11 protein-coding genes are annotated in these 13,884 nt (G+C 62.2%); 2 read left to right on the top strand and 9 right to left on the bottom strand.

Annotated features, from left to right (window positions below; genetic code table 11):
- Positions 1-102: 102 nt before the first annotated feature.
- The 5 genes from M1D89_RS02240 to M1D89_RS02220 all read right to left on the bottom strand — a co-directional run bounded on the left by M1D89_RS02240 (position 103) and on the right by M1D89_RS02220 (position 5,587).
- On the bottom strand, positions 103-795 hold the full coding sequence (locus M1D89_RS02240) for a response regulator (protein ID WP_498647636.1): 693 nt from the start codon (positions 793-795) through the stop codon (positions 103-105).
- On the bottom strand, positions 792-2,081 hold the full coding sequence (locus M1D89_RS02235; RefSeq protein WP_498647634.1) for a sensor histidine kinase: 1,290 nt from the start codon (positions 2,079-2,081) through the stop codon (positions 792-794). The genes M1D89_RS02240 and M1D89_RS02235 overlap by 4 nt, the downstream gene beginning before the upstream one ends.
- A gap of 26 nt (positions 2,082-2,107) precedes the next feature.
- Entirely contained in the window at positions 2,108-2,959 is an 852-nt protein-coding gene (locus M1D89_RS02230; protein WP_498647632.1) for an ABC transporter permease, read from the bottom strand.
- A gap of 2 nt (positions 2,960-2,961) precedes the next feature.
- Positions 2,962-3,906, bottom strand: a complete 945-nt coding sequence (locus tag M1D89_RS02225; protein WP_498647630.1) for an ABC transporter ATP-binding protein — start codon at positions 3,904-3,906, stop codon at positions 2,962-2,964.
- A gap of 178 nt (positions 3,907-4,084) precedes the next feature.
- On the bottom strand, positions 4,085-5,587 hold the full coding sequence (locus tag M1D89_RS02220; protein WP_498647628.1) for a bifunctional phosphatase PAP2/diacylglycerol kinase family protein: 1,503 nt from the start codon (positions 5,585-5,587) through the stop codon (positions 4,085-4,087).
- 55 nt (positions 5,588-5,642) lie between these two features.
- On the opposite strand from M1D89_RS02220, the gene M1D89_RS02215 reads away from it, so the two are divergent.
- Positions 5,643-6,347, top strand: coding sequence for a phosphatase PAP2 family protein (locus M1D89_RS02215; RefSeq protein ID WP_498647626.1), 705 nt, complete (start codon positions 5,643-5,645; stop codon positions 6,345-6,347).
- Here M1D89_RS02215 and M1D89_RS02210 read toward each other — a convergent pair.
- The 3 genes from M1D89_RS02210 to M1D89_RS02200 all read right to left on the bottom strand — a co-directional run bounded on the left by M1D89_RS02210 (position 6,292) and on the right by M1D89_RS02200 (position 10,081).
- Positions 6,292-7,479 (bottom strand): MFS transporter, encoded by a 1,188-nt coding sequence (locus tag M1D89_RS02210; RefSeq protein WP_498647624.1) that lies wholly within the window; start codon positions 7,477-7,479, stop codon positions 6,292-6,294. The genes M1D89_RS02215 and M1D89_RS02210 overlap by 56 nt on opposite strands.
- A complete protein-coding gene (locus M1D89_RS02205) occupies positions 7,476-8,243 on the bottom strand; it encodes a DeoR/GlpR family DNA-binding transcription regulator (RefSeq protein WP_498647622.1) in 768 nt (255 codons plus the stop codon). Before M1D89_RS02205 ends, M1D89_RS02210 begins: the two co-directional genes overlap by 4 nt.
- A gap of 155 nt (positions 8,244-8,398) precedes the next feature.
- Entirely contained in the window at positions 8,399-10,081 is a 1,683-nt protein-coding gene (locus M1D89_RS02200; RefSeq protein ID WP_498647620.1) for an ABC-F family ATP-binding cassette domain-containing protein, read from the bottom strand.
- Positions 10,082-10,242: 161 nt separating this feature from the next.
- Here M1D89_RS02200 and M1D89_RS02195 point away from each other — a divergent pair, with 161 nt between their 5' ends.
- Positions 10,243-11,832 carry a serine hydrolase domain-containing protein gene (locus M1D89_RS02195; protein ID WP_498647618.1) on the top strand — a complete coding sequence of 530 codons (1,590 nt, stop codon included), beginning with the start codon at positions 10,243-10,245 and terminating at the stop codon, positions 11,830-11,832.
- Here the strand turns inward: M1D89_RS02195 and M1D89_RS02190 are convergent.
- Positions 11,816-13,822: a penicillin-binding transpeptidase domain-containing protein gene (locus M1D89_RS02190; RefSeq protein WP_498647616.1), complete on the bottom strand. Its 2,007-nt coding sequence runs from the start codon at positions 13,820-13,822 to the stop codon at positions 11,816-11,818. The genes M1D89_RS02195 and M1D89_RS02190 overlap by 17 nt on opposite strands.
- Positions 13,823-13,884 lie beyond the last annotated feature (62 nt).

The raw sequence follows: 13,884 nt of genomic DNA, 5'->3' as shown, positions 1-13,884 counted from the left end.
AGCTCGTATGAGCGTTAAATGCATTTATGAATGTATATAACGCACACCGCGCCGCGATGCGACCCGCCACACGTCGCCCTCGTTCGCGGCAACAACGGAGTATCAGTAGTCCGGGTTGCTCGGCACCACGAGCCCGGTTTCGTAGGCGTAGACCACAACCTGAACCCGGTCCCTGAGCTGCAGCTTGCTCAAGATTCTCCGGACGTGGGTCTTCACCGTAGCCTCGGATAGGAAAAACTTGTGGGCGATCTCAGCATTGGAGAGGCCCTCCGCGATGGTGGTAAGGATTTCAGTTTCCCGCGGTGTGAGTTCGTCCAGGAGCGGGTCCCGGTGCGGACTCGGTGAGTGACCGGGCACGACGGCGCCACGAACGTACGTTTCCAGCAGCCGTTGGGTGACCCTCGGCGCAACCACAGCATCTCCACTGGCCACCAGGCGGACTGCGTGGACCAGCTCAGAGGGAGCAACATCCTTGAGCAGGAAAGCGGAGGCCCCGGCCTGCAGCCCGGTGAAAGCGTACTCATCAAGGTCAAACGTGGTCAGGATGATGACCCGTGCATCGGAGCCTGAATCCGAGATCCGACGCGTGGCTTCAATGCCGTCCATTCCGGGCATGCGTACGTCCATCAGCACGACGTCCGGTTGCAGGGCCTCCACCTGGCGCACGGCCTCAATCCCATCGGAAGCCTCGCCCACAACGTGGAAGTCCTCCTGGCCTTCAAGAATGAGCCGGAAGCCCATCCGCAGCAGTGGCTGATCGTCCACCAGCAGCACTTTGATGTTGCCTTCGGTCATGATTCCCCCTTTTCGCCGTTCCAGCGGAGCTCGGCATGGACCGCCCAGCCTCCCCTTTTTCCTGGACCGGCAGTAACGATTCCAGCATAAATTCCGGCACGTTCATTCATTCCCGCAATGCCCTGGCCGGTTCCCAGGCTGCCCACGGATTCGCTGCTGCCCTCGCGGGTTCCCCGGCCGTCGTCGAGCACGTCAATGGTGACCAAATCGCCGTCGCGGGCTACTTGCACGTCAACGCGGCTCAGCGACCGACCGTAGCGCAGGACATTGGTCAGCGACTCCTGAACGATCCTGTAGACGGTCAGTTCAAAAGCCGGGTCCGCTGGAAGCCCCGGGCCCGTGTGGGCGTAGTGCAAGGGCAGTCCGGCGGTTCGGAAACCTTCCAGTAGTTTCGCCAGGTTCTGCCCGGATTCAAGGGGCGTCAGCGGTGCCGGTCGCCCGGAATCATCCCGAAGAACCCCGAGGACCCTGCGCATATCGGCCAGTGCGGCCCTTCCCGTGCGGGACAGTTCGCCGAGAACGTCGCCGGCTCGCTCCGGATCCTTCTTGACCACCACGGCGGCCCCGTCCGAGAGGCTGATCATGACTGTTAGCGAGTGTGCCACGACGTCGTGCATTTCGCGGGCGATCCTGTTTCGCTCGGTGACCTTGCCGAGCTGCGTTGTCCGCGCGGCCCACGCCGCGATCTCCGCTTCATGCTCCCTCCGCTGGCGTACCGAGATGCCGATGCCCGTAGCCAGGAGGTTGGACAGCATGATGGATGCCGCAGTGGCGATGTTATTGATGAGGTGGAAGTTCTCCGGGACGTCCTGCAAGTTGTCCATCTGGCTGGGACTCGTCCACATAAACAAATAGAGAAGGCTCAGTGGCAGGCTGGCTGCGGCGAAAACCACCAGCGTCAGCGCACGTTTTCGGAGGGACGCCACGGCATACAGCGCAAACCAAAGACCCGCAGAAACGTTCGAGCCCCAGGGGTTCAGGATGGTGGCCGCTATTTCCAGAAGCGCGACGGCGAGCACCACCTGAAGCGGGAACTGCCGCCTGAAGATCAACGCGATGGCGATCAACAGCAGGATAGCCACCACGAGCCACTTGCCATCGATGATCGAGGTAATGATCGTGGGCAGCGCCAACAGAATGTAGCAAAGGATCACCGCGGCATCCATGGCCCGAGGGCGCTTGTAGAAGTAGCGCCGGATCCTGCCCCTGCGACGCTGGGTGATTTCAGCGAAGGACGCGTCGGCCGTGGTGGTCGACGCGTCCTTCAGCTGCGAAACTTCAGTCATGGATTGAGCCTAGACGGCAACCCGTCCTAGACGTCCCGCTTCTTGAGCAGGACCATGGCCAGGGCCACCGGGACAACCACCCAGGCGCCCAAGACCAGCGCAGCCTGCCACGCTTCCAGCGTGTCCGGGACGTGCTCGACGGCGGTCATCGGAGTGATGGTGCTGGTGGGAAGGTATTTGTTGGCTTCCTTGAAGAAGTCGCCCGGAATGAGCTGGAAAGCAATGGGTGCAACGAACAGGAGTCCCACCAGGCTCATGATCCCGCCGGCCGAGTTGCGGACGATTGTTCCCAGGGCCATGCCAATGGCTGCAACGGCTGCAACGTAGAGGCTGTTGACCAGGAGGAGCTTGATGGACTGTGAGCTTCCGAGATCCAGTTTGAGGTCGTAGGTATCAACGATTGGTAGCGACACCAGGCCAGCGATGTAGATGGACACTGCTGTCAGCAGGAAGGCGCTGACCATGACCACAATGAGTTTGGCCAGGAACGGCGAGAGCCTCTTGGGAACTGCGGCAAACGTTGAGCGCGCCATGCCGGTGGTGAACTCGGAGCTCATGAGCAGGACGCCCAAGGAACCGAGGATGAGCTGGGCGAACGAGATACCCGACGTAGGGATGCTGACTGCCAGGTCCCCGCCTTGGGCAGCCATGGCGGCCGCTACTTCGGGATCTGCGGCGGCCTGCTCCGCAAACTGTCCTGTTCCCCAGGCTGAGAGAGCTGCGAAGCCCACCATGACCAGTGCCGTGGAGGCCAGGAGGATCAGCGTGGACATCAAGGTGCGGAACTTGATGAATTCCGAGTTGAGTACGCGGTGGAACGCCGGTCCGGGACCGACGGAGTTACGGATGGACTTGCGGTCCAACGTAGTGGTGCTCATGTCTATTTCCCTCCGGCCTGAGCGGGAACCGAGGCCCCGGTGGTGATGTGCGAGTGGTATTCGACCTCGTCCTTGGTCAGTTCCATGTAAGCCTCTTCCAGGCTTGCCTGGAGCGGCGTCAGCTCGTAGACCATGACCTGGTTGTCCAAAGCGGTGCGGGCGATGCCGCGGGGATCCAGCCCTGAAACTTCCAGCAGCTCGCGTTCGTGGACCTCCACGGAAATACCGGTTCCGGCAAGCAGCTGCATGAGGCGTTCCGGCTGATCGGTGCGGACACGGGTGCGTGCGTGGCCCTTGCCGGTGATGATCTCGGCGATGGGTGCGTCGGCGATGATCCTGCCGCGACCGATCACAATCAGGTGATCCGCCGTTAGTGCCATCTCACTCATGAGGTGGCTGGACAGGAAGACCGTGCGGCCTTCGGAGGCCAGGTACTTGACGAGGTTGCGAACCCAGACCACGCCTTCAGGATCAAGGCCGTTAACCGGCTCGTCCAGAATGATGGTCTGCGGATCGCCCAACAACGCGGCGGCAATGCCGAGGCGCTGACCCATTCCGAGCGAGAATCCCTTGACCTTCTTCTTGGCGACGTCACCCAGGCCGGTCATCTCGATGACTTCACGGACCCGGCTCTTGGGGATGCTGTGCGTCGCCGCCATAGCAAGAAGGTGGTTGTAAGCAGTACGGCTCGTGTGGACAGCCTTGGCGTCCAGGAGGGCACCAATCTCGCGCAGCGGCGCCTTGTGCTGGGCGAAGGGCTCACCGTTCACGGTTACGGAGCCCGAAGTAGGAGCGTCCAGTCCCATGATCATGCGCATTGTGGTTGACTTGCCGGCACCGTTCGGGCCCAGGAAGCCCGTCACCCGTCCGGCTTGGACAGTGAAACTGACGCCGCCAACGGCGGTCTTCTCGCCGTAGACCTTCGTCAGGCCTTTTGCTTCGATCATGGAAGCGTTCCCTCCTCGGAGCACATGTGTGTGCAAGTGAGTTTTGAATGTACCTACAACGCTACTCACGGAGGGAACGTAAATCGCCTGTCTCAGGGATGATTCAGGGTTCAGTCAGGGTAGTCCTCGCGGATGACCCGGTCTGCGGTCAGCCTGGCCAATTCCGTCGGAGGCCAACTCAGCCCACAGGCAGCGGCGAGTACACGGTGAGCTCGCGCGGCTTTACAGTGAACGTGGCGAGGCGGACTCCGGGCTTCGGTTCCCCGTCAACCGCCAGGACCAATGGTTGCCCGATAGCCTCCACCGTGATGGTGGTGGCCTCGGTCAGATGGGTGACTTTGGAGGCGGCAACGGTGCCGGTCACTACCGCCCACAGCAGCCGCGCCCTAGCGAACGGCTCGTCCGCAGTGATCATGCGCAGATCGAAAACACCGTCGTCCAGCACAGGCCTGCGAAGCGGTGCATGGTCGCTGGGATAGAACCGGCCCCTGCCCATGTAGAGGATCCATAGCTTGTGCTTCACCCCATCCACGAGGAGTGTGGTGGGGGAGTTCACGCCGAACGTACGCAGTGATGCCACCAAGCCAGCCAGCGGTTTACCCATGGCAGGCTGGAGCCGCTCCCGCCGCCTCACCAAGTTGGGATACACACCCACGCTGGCGGTGTTCAGCATGGCCAACTCCGTGGTCTCCGGCGTCTCAGGAAGGCCCCGCTGCACCACCACGTGTCCTAGGTCCACGGACGCTGCATGTCCTTTGGTCACAGCGTCGATCGCGTCATCGATCGAGCTGGTGCGGAGGTCGCGGGCAAAGTGGTTGAGGGTTCCGCCCGGAAGCACCAGGAGCGGCAGTGAATGCTCGACGGCGGCCGCCGCAGCAGTGCCAACCGTTCCGTCACCGCCCCAGACACCGAGCGCAACGGTGTCTGGGCGGGTTGCGACTGCTTCGATCTCAGCAGCTACATCTTCGCCTTCTGCTATTTCACGTATATAAGCCTTAGGGAATATAACTTTCAAGAGCTCAGCGGTCTCGGGTGAATAAGAACCGCCCAGGACGTTGACCGCAATACCCAGCCCTTCGCCGTCGGAAATTGCCGGTGCCTCCGCAGGGGTCCGCCGGGGAGTTGGTTCGGACGGTCGAGCTGGCCACCACTTGCGGGTCAGTAAGGCAGCTCCCGCACCCAGGGCGGAACCGAACACCACATCGGAGGGCCAATGGGCACCCGTGTGCACGCGGGAGTAAGCAACGCCCGCAGCGATAGGAGCCAGCAAGGCGCCCAGAGTCGGGGAGACAATACCGGCGCCTACCGCAAAAGCCACCGCGGACGCGGAATGACCGGACGGCATGGAAGAACTGATCGGCTGGGGGTGCACGAAACGAAAAATGGGCAAATGCTCGGGCAGCGGACGGGACCGGGGCAGCGCCGTTTTGAAAACCAGATTGGTAACCCCTGAAGCAACGCCCAAGGCGAGAAGGCCGTGCAGGGCTGCCCTGCGGGGCTTTCCGGGGAACGTGGCCATGATTCCTGCGATACCGAACCAAAGTTTGCCTTTGGTGGCTGCGGCAGAGAGTTCTCGGAAGAACATATCGTGGTCACCCTGGGGCTGCCGCGACACAGCCCTGACCAGGAAATGATCGAATCTCGCAACCCGTTTGGGGCCTTTGCCCAAGAAGCCTCGCATCCCATCACACTAACGCCTGCCGGTGCCGCCAAGCTGCCGTGGCTACGATGAATGAATGATTCGTGTACTCCATCCGCGTCAACCTCCCAGCTGGCAGCTGGTCACGCCCGGAGTCCTCCTGCTCTGTGCGTTCGCAGTTCCCGGGGTGCTGATGATGGCCGGACAAGGCGAGCCGGCTTTCAACGGCGTCGACACCACCTGGCAGGCCTACGCTTTTAGCCTGCACTCACCCTTCTGGGATGGCGTAAATGTGGTCCTCAACTGGGCTGGCTACGCAGGGATGCTGGCCTTCCATGTGGTGCTCGCGATTTCACTCGTCATTTGGCAGCGACCCATGGCGGCGGTCTTCGCCGCCTTGAGCGGTATCACCGTGCTGGCGCTGACGCAGCTTGCTAAAGCCGTAGTGGGTAGAGATAGGCCGGAGGGCGCCAGGGTTTTATCTGATACAGGTTCATACCCCTCGGGGCATGTCTCTGCGACGACTGCTTTCCTGCTGGTGCTTTCCATACTGATGGGACGTTGGTGGATGGCACTGATAGCAGTCATTGGTGTAGTCGCCATGATGATCAGCCGCACCTACCTGTCGGCCCATTGGCTAAGCGACGTGCTGGGCGGTGCCAGCCTCGCCGCTGGCATTGTCCTGCTGATGTGGTGGCGTTTTCGCGACATATGCATCAAGGAGAATGCTCAAGCGGACGGACAGACTATTTGGGCGGCAAGGGCTTCGCGACGCCGGCAAGCAACAGGGCAAGCAAAATAGGCGCTCCGATGGCCAGCAAGGCCATGTGGATTCCGGTGTGGTCACCCAAGTATCCCAGCAGCGGCGGGCCAGCCAGGAACGCTACGTAGCCGATAGTGGAAACCACTGACACGCGTGCAGCTGCGTGCTTCGGATCGTCCGCTGCGGCCGACATTCCCATAGGGAAAGCCAACGCCGCGCCGATGCCCCAGAGGGCTGCACCAACGCCGGCCAGGATCACGTTGCCGGCGAACACAAACAAGGCCAGGCCCACGGCAGCAGCGGCCATGCTGGCGCGGAGGACGTTCACTCGTCCAAACTTGTCGATCGCCTTGCCGCCCAGGAAGCGCATCACGGTCATGGCCAGGACGAAGAGTGCGAATAGCAGTGCGCCAGTGGATTCCGAGGCGCCAAGCCCGTCCACTGCAGCCTTCGCGATCCAGTCGTTGCCGGCGCCTTCGGTCAGCGTGGCACCGAGGACCACGACGCCGATGAGCAGCGTCCTGCCGTCCCGCCAAGCAGTGGGACCCTTCTCAGCCGCTACGCCGCCGTCGTGAATTTCTTCTACCTCGTGCGGCAGGAAGTATTTGGGGACCGTCAGCGCCAAGGCGACGGCGATGCCCGCGATGACCAACAAGTGCTCGGGCAAGCCGACACCCAGTTGGGAGAGGCCGGCGCCGATTAGCGCGCCCAGGAACGCGCCCCCGCTGAAGGCAGCATGGAACTGCGGCATGATGGTGCGCTTAAGCCGGTGCTCCACGTCTGCGCCCTCAATGTTTTGGGCCACGTCCCACAGGCCGATACCTATGCCGAAGAAGAAGAGGGCAACCGCCGTACCGGGCACGGAGGCGGCCATCAGGGAGAAGGCAATGGCAGCGCCCGCGGCGCCCGCCACGATCCCGGCCACCCGCACTGTATTGGCTGTACCGATCCTGCCCACCACCCATCCGGCTGATGGAAGCGCCAGCAGAGACCCGACGGCGGTGCAAAGCAACAGATTGCCCATCTGGCCGGACGTCAGGCTGAGGGCCTCGGTCACGGCGGGGATGCGGGCAGCCCAGCTGGCGAAGACCAAACCGTTCATGCCGAAGATCAGGAACGTCGCCACCGCAGCTGCGTTGACGTTGGTGGTGCTTCTGGTGTTGGTGGTCATGCAATCACAACTTCCACGGAGAGTTTGTTGAGCCGGGCAAGATCTTCGGGGGATGGTTCCTGGTCTGTCACGATGACGGCCACGGTGTCCATGGCTGCAACGAGTGCTAGCGCGTTGGCATTCCATTTGCTTCCTGAGGCCGCCACTATCACCCTGGTTGCCGATTCCAGACCGGCGCGCTTGACTGCGGCGTCCTCGAGGTCGTGGGCCAGCAGGCCGTCTTTCAGGTTGAGGGCGCAGGGAGTTACGACGGCGGTGTCGAACCTCAGTGAGCGAACATTGGCTTCAGTCATGGGTCCCCTGAACGACTGTTCCCCAGGGGTGAGGCGGCCACCAGGCAGGATGAGTTCCGGAGCGTGGCCATCCTTGTTGCCTGTCAGCGCCTCGACGCCATGCAGGGACATGGGCATGACCGTGAGCGCCCTGGTGCTCAGGCGCCGTGCAATCTCCGTCGCCGTTGATCCACTGTCCAGCCACACGTGCTCGCGGTCCTTAATCAGCCGGTCTACTGCCGAGGCGATTCGGACCTTGGCTCCCCGGTCTTCCAATTCGCGCTGCCCGTAGCCGGGGTTGTCTCCGCGTGCCAGCAAGCTGCGGGCGCCACCGTGGACACGCTTCAGCACTCCGTTGGCTGCGAGAATTTCGAGGTCTCGGCGGACGGTAGCTCCTGAAGCTCCCGTGGCTTGGACGAGTTCATCAACCGTGGCTTCTTCGCGGGTGCGCAACAACTCGCCAATGAGTCGGTGGCGATCAGCAGTTCCCATACTTCAACCGTAGCAAGGTTTGCTCACTTAATCATCCGACATGATCATTTGCTCACCAACGTTCTCTCACATCCCATGGCCTAAAGCGAAACGCTCTCGCAGCAGGTGCAAGAGCGTCCGCGGAATACCGCTGGAATGTGAGAGAGCGTCCAGGGTTAGCGGGCGCGCTCCACCCGCTTTTCGTCCCAAACAGGTTCCTCGGACTCGTAGACCTTGCCATCGGAGCCGAAAATCAGGAACCGGTCAAAGGACTTTGCGAACCACCGGTCGTGTGTGACGGCAAGGACGGTGCCTTCGAAAGCATCGATTGCCCGTTCCAGGGCCTCACCCGAGTGCAGGTCCAAGTTGTCTGTGGGCTCGTCGAGCAGCAGCAGGGTGGCGCCGGAGAGTTGCAGCAGGAGGATCTGGAACCGTGCCTGCTGACCGCCGGACAAAGACTCGTACTTCTGTTCGGATTGGCCAGCCAAACCGTACGAATCCAAGGCACCAGCGGCAGCTTCACGGGGGAGGCCCGAGCGGTGTTCGTCTCCACGGTGCAGTATTTCCAGCAAAGTGCGGCCCAACAGATCCGGGCGGACATGCGTCTGGGCAAAGAAGCCGGGCCGAATACGAGCACCAAGCTTCACGGTGCCCTCATGCGGCACTTCGGCAATCACGACGTCGGACACCGGCAGGTGCTCGCGCTCGGGGTCTGTGCCGCCGGTGGCAAGGAGGCGCAGGAAGTGGCTCTTGCCTGAACCGTTGGAACCGAGCACGCCGACGCGGTCACCGAACCAGATCTCGGTGGAGAACGGCTTCATGAGCCCCGTCAGCTCAAGCTTTTCGGCAACGACAGCACGCTTGGCCGTCCGCCCACCCTTAAGGCGCATCTTGACGTTCTGCTCAATCGGCAAGGCCTCGGGCGGGCCGGCTTCCAAAAACTTGGCAAGGCGGGTTTGGGCTGCTTGGTACCGGTTAGCCATGTCCGAGCGGAACGCGGCCTTGTTCTTGTACATGTTGACGAGTTCCTTGAGCTTCACGTGCTCCTCGTCCCAGCGCTTGCGGAGCTCCTCGAAGCGGGCGTTACGGTCCGCACGTGCCTCAACGTAGGATCCGAAGCCACCGCCATGAATCCACGCCCCGGCACCGTTGATGCCCGGTTCAAGCGTGACGATGCGCCCAGCGGCGTTGTTAAGCAGCTCACGGTCGTGGCTGATGAACAGCACAGTCTTCTTGGACTCGTTGAGCTTCCCCTCCAGCCAACGCTTGCCGGGGACGTCCAGGTAGTTGTCCGGCTCGTCGAGGAGCAGGAGCTCATCCGGACCGGCAAACAGGGCTTCGAGCACCAAGCGCTTCTGCTCACCACCGGACAATGTTGAGGCGCGGCGGAACTGCGCCTTGTCGAAGGAGATTCCAAGGGCTGCCATGCAAACTTCGTCCCAGACGGTCTCGACGTCGTACCCGCCGGCATCTCCCCAGTCCACGATCGCCTGGGCGTACTTCATCTGCGTTGGCTCGTCGTCGTGCTCCATCATGGCGAGCTCGGCGTCCTCCACGGCCTTCGCAGCGGCGGCGAGGCCGGCTTGTGCGGTGGAAACCAGGAGGTCGCGGACGGTCGATTCGTCACGGACCTGACCAACGAACTGCCGCATGATGCCCATGTTTCCGGAACGGCCCACCACACCTTCGTCGGAAGTGAGATCGCCGGAAATGATCTTGAACAGGGTAGTTTTGCCCGTTCCGTTGGGTCCGATGAGCGCCGTCTTGGTGCCATCGGGGACCTTGAAAGTCACCCCATTGAGCAGCTGCGTGCCGTCGGAGAGGAAGTAGTCGATGCCGGAAACGTCAATATGGGCCACGTTTCAATCCTCCCACGACGGCGTAATAGCGCTCGACGGCGATACCCGGCTTTGGTACGCAGGGGACTTACGTCCGGCTGGCGATGCACGGTTTTCCTTCTGTCCCCCGCTGCCGTGAAGAGCTACCGTGAAGAGACAGTCAGCCCAGGGCAGGTGATGGCATGCACATTGATTCCCGGTCATCGCGAAGCCTTCACGCTTGCTTGCTGGCCGCCACCATTCTGGGCGGCCTTGGCCCGACGGCAGCCGGCAACGCCACAATCCCGGCAGAGACTGCGGAGATCCCAGGATCGGCCTATGGGGTGTTGGACGCCTTCCTCCGAGATCAGCTTGAGACGCTGGGGGTTCCTGGTGCCGCCGTCGTGGTTGTCCAGCATGGCGTCCAGGTGCATTCGGCTGCGTTTGGCCGCGCCGACGACTCGGGAAGGCGGATGACCGCTCAAACGCCCGTGCTACTGGCGTCCACCACCAAGTCACTCACGGCGATTGCCGTGATGCAGCAGGTTGAGGCGGGCAGGCTGGAATTGGATGAGCGTGTCCAGACGTACTTGCCGTGGTTTGCGTTGAAGGACAGCCGCGCGTCCGCGATCACAGTCCGCCATCTGCTGCACCAAACCAGCGGAATGGCTTCAGCAGGTACCGCGTTTGAAGGCAGCGACACCCAAGGTCCCGAAGCGTTGGAAGAAGGTGTCCGTGCACTGTCAGGGGCCCCTCTGGCCAGGTCATCTGGCGAAACCTTCGGGTATGCCAACGCAAACTACAACATTCTGGGCCTCTTGGTTCAAACGGTCTCGGGCCAGCCTTTCGGCGACTATGTGAGGCAGCACGTCTTCGAACCCTTAAACATGATCCACAGCCACCCGACACAAGCGGCTGCCCGCACAGACAATGTGGCTGCCGGCTATTCGCTGTGGTTCGGCTCGTTTTGGCGTCAGACGGATGCGCCTGCACCGGCCACTGGCATGCCGTCCACCACCATGTACTCCTCCGCCGAGGACCTGGGTCACGAGCTAAGGGCGTTACTGGGGCAGGGGCGGTACGCCGACGCCCGCATCCTCCAGCCACAAAGCGTGAACGCGATGTTTGAGCCCCGCGTGCAGGTGGACGGCTCCAAGAAGTACGGCATGGGGTGGTTCAGCCGTCCACTTGTGGAGTCCGCAGATCCTTCAAGGCAACCACCGGAGGGAGAATTGCCGCTGCTGCTGGAACACCAGGGCGAGTGGGGCAACTCCCACACGTACCTTGCAATGATTCCTGCTTCCGGAATTGGTGTCGCGTTGGTTATGAACGCCAATGACACCTCTGCACCCTCACGACTGAAGGCCGTGGATACCAATGTCCTGCGGATCCTCCACGGGCAGCCGCTTGCTCCCACAGTTGTGCAAGAGGACTGGCTGCAGCGCTATAGCTGGGCCGTCGCACTGGCGTTGCTGCTCGCGGAGTTGTTCAGTTTGGGGCTGGCACTTTCCATCCTGCTCAGGAACCGCGCATCATCCCGAAAGTGGAAGCCACTCACCTTGGCTTTTAGCGCGCTTGTCTTGGATGCGTTCGCACTATGGTTGTGCTTCGCTTATGCACCCGCCAGGTTTGACACGAACCTGAACGTCATCGTCCGCCAGTTTCCCGACGTCGGACTTTTCCTGGTGCCGGTCCTGGCTTTAGCCCTTCTCGGGCCTATCCCACGAACTGCCCTGTTGCTCTGGAAGGTGCGGACGACTCCGCACCCAAATGGCGTCAGCCCGCCGCAGTAAGGAAGGACTTCAGTAAGGGTCCGCTGGTGGTGGCACCCAGGCCGCCTTCTTCCACGAACACGGCAACTGCCAGGTCTCCGTGCGTCGCTACGATCCACGCGTGCGTCTTGGGCGGGTTGTCATTGCCAAACTCCGCGGTACCGGTCTTTGCCCCTACTGGCGTCCCGGGGACTTCTGCGAGGAATCCAGCGTGTCCGGAGGTCACCACGGCCCGCATCATGTCTGAGAGCGCAGCGGCTTCTTCCTTCGTGATCGGCTTGGTGGACGCCGGTGATACGGGAACGGCGCTGACTGAAGCGGACGACGGCGATGCGGTGCCACTTTCGGTGGGCGTAGCACTGGCGCTGGGGTTCTGGGCGGCGCCGGGATTCTGGGCGGCGTCGGCGTTCAACACAAGCTGCGGAGAAACGGGCGCGCCGTTGGCGACGGACGCAGCCATGACGGCGGCCGAGAGCGGGGAAAACAGCACCTTGCCCTGTCCAATCATGGAAGCAGCATGCTCGGTACCTTCGGCAGCGCCAGGAACCGAACCCAGGAACGCATCAGCCCCGAGCTTGGGGGCTTCAACCGCTACGCCAAGGGCCTGGGCTGCAGATTCGAGCTGATCCTGGCTCACGGCATCACGGGCGTTGATGAAGGCCGTGTTGCAGGAGTGCGCGAACGCGTCCCGCAGGGTCACCGAGCCAAGGGAGCTTTCCGGATAGCCTTCGGCATTTTTGAACGTGCGGCCGTCCACAGTCAGCGTTGAGGGGCACTCAACCTTCGAGTCCGGTGTGGTGCCATTGCGGAACATCGCCAGGGAATCGACGATCTTGAACGTGGAACCTGGCGCATACTGACCGAGCAAAGCCGTGTTGTACCCGTTACTGCCGGGTCCCGATGCAGCAGCAAGGACAGCTCCGGTGGACGGCTTGAGGGCAACAATCGCGGATGCCGGTCCAACACCGGCCAGCGTCTCTTCCGCCAGCTGCTGGAGCTTCAGGTCAAGGGTGGTTTTGAGCGTAGTGCCGGGGGACGGGAGAGACGAGAAGAACACCTTGGTGCCCAGCGTCTCGCCTTCAGACTTCTCCGCGGGCGTGGCGAGGACTTCCACGCCGTCTTTGCCTCGCAGTAATGAGTCGTACTTCTGCTGCAGGCCGCCGGTACCCGTGGTGTCCCCGGCACGCAGCGCACCGTTGGAGTTTTCAATCTGTTCGGCACTGGCCTGGCCAACGCTGCCCAACAAGGCGCGGGCAAAAGTCCGGGTGGGAGCCAAAGCCATTGAGTCCAGGATGCTCGAACCGCCCGGAATGGCCTCGATTTTCGCCTCAGTGATCTCGGCCGTGTAAGCACGCAGCACGATGCCCTCGACGAAAGCCTCCGGACCTGAGCCGGCAACCTGCTTAGCGTATTCTTCTGCGTCGAGCCCGAGCAGCGTCGCAATGGCACGGGCAGAGGCGTCGGCCTGATCTGCCGGAACCTTGGTTTTGTCGATGCCCACACGGAAGACCGGACGGTCCTCAACGATCGGAGCATCCCCGGCGCCGAGGATCTGACCACGTTGGGCGGGAACGGTTTTGACCGACAGGGTTTCACCCTCAGAGAGTTCCGGAGCCAGAAGTGCAGGGGTCCATTGGACAGCCCACTTGTCGCCGGACTTCTTCAGCGTGGCCTCGGAACTGTACTCCCACTTGGCCGAGCCGATGTTCCAGGTGTAGTTAAGGGGAAAAGTTGCGGTGTCGCCGTCGAGTTTTACGTCGCCGGATGCGACCGCCGGCTTGGCGTCGAGTCCCTCGAACACGGCTTTGAGTTGATCGTTGGCCGCGGCAGCGTCCTTGCCCTCAACGGCCAGTTGGCCGACGTCGAGCGCCGCCAGCGAGGACGCCAGCTGCTTGGCTGCTCCTTCCGCACCCGCGCGGCCGTCATCGCAGGCGGTCAATGAACCAGCCATCACCAGCGATACGAGACCTAGTACAAGGCTATGTATTTTCAATTTCCCCATTTGCGACATTATGCCCGGTTCCCCTGACAGTTTCTTGTGGTGCCCGCTAAACGGACGCCGCCGCCCACCAC

The sequence above is a fragment of the Arthrobacter sp. D3-18 genome, assembly GCF_054408525.1.
This window is presented reverse-complemented; position numbering and strand designations above follow the sequence as displayed.

What these genes read in the sequence shown, in the direction of transcription:
- M1D89_RS02190 (WP_498647616.1), bottom strand. Translation starts at nt 13,822, where the DNA reads ATGTCGCAAATGGGGAAATTGAAAATACATAGCCTTGTACTAGGTCTC.
- M1D89_RS02230 (WP_498647632.1), bottom strand. Translation starts at nt 2,959, where the DNA reads ATGAGCACCACTACGTTGGACCGCAAGTCCATCCGTAACTCCGTCGGT.
- M1D89_RS02215 (WP_498647626.1), top strand. Translation starts at nt 5,643, where the DNA reads ATGATTCGTGTACTCCATCCGCGTCAACCTCCCAGCTGGCAGCTGGTC.
- M1D89_RS02195 (WP_498647618.1), top strand. Translation starts at nt 10,243, where the DNA reads ATGCACATTGATTCCCGGTCATCGCGAAGCCTTCACGCTTGCTTGCTG.
- M1D89_RS02220 (WP_498647628.1), bottom strand. Translation starts at nt 5,587, where the DNA reads ATGCGAGGCTTCTTGGGCAAAGGCCCCAAACGGGTTGCGAGATTCGAT.
- M1D89_RS02225 (WP_498647630.1), bottom strand. Translation starts at nt 3,906, where the DNA reads ATGATCGAAGCAAAAGGCCTGACGAAGGTCTACGGCGAGAAGACCGCC.
- M1D89_RS02240 (WP_498647636.1), bottom strand. Translation starts at nt 795, where the DNA reads ATGACCGAAGGCAACATCAAAGTGCTGCTGGTGGACGATCAGCCACTG.
- M1D89_RS02205 (WP_498647622.1), bottom strand. Translation starts at nt 8,243, where the DNA reads ATGGGAACTGCTGATCGCCACCGACTCATTGGCGAGTTGTTGCGCACC.
- M1D89_RS02235 (WP_498647634.1), bottom strand. Translation starts at nt 2,081, where the DNA reads ATGACTGAAGTTTCGCAGCTGAAGGACGCGTCGACCACCACGGCCGAC.
- M1D89_RS02210 (WP_498647624.1), bottom strand. Translation starts at nt 7,479, where the DNA reads ATGACCACCAACACCAGAAGCACCACCAACGTCAACGCAGCTGCGGTG.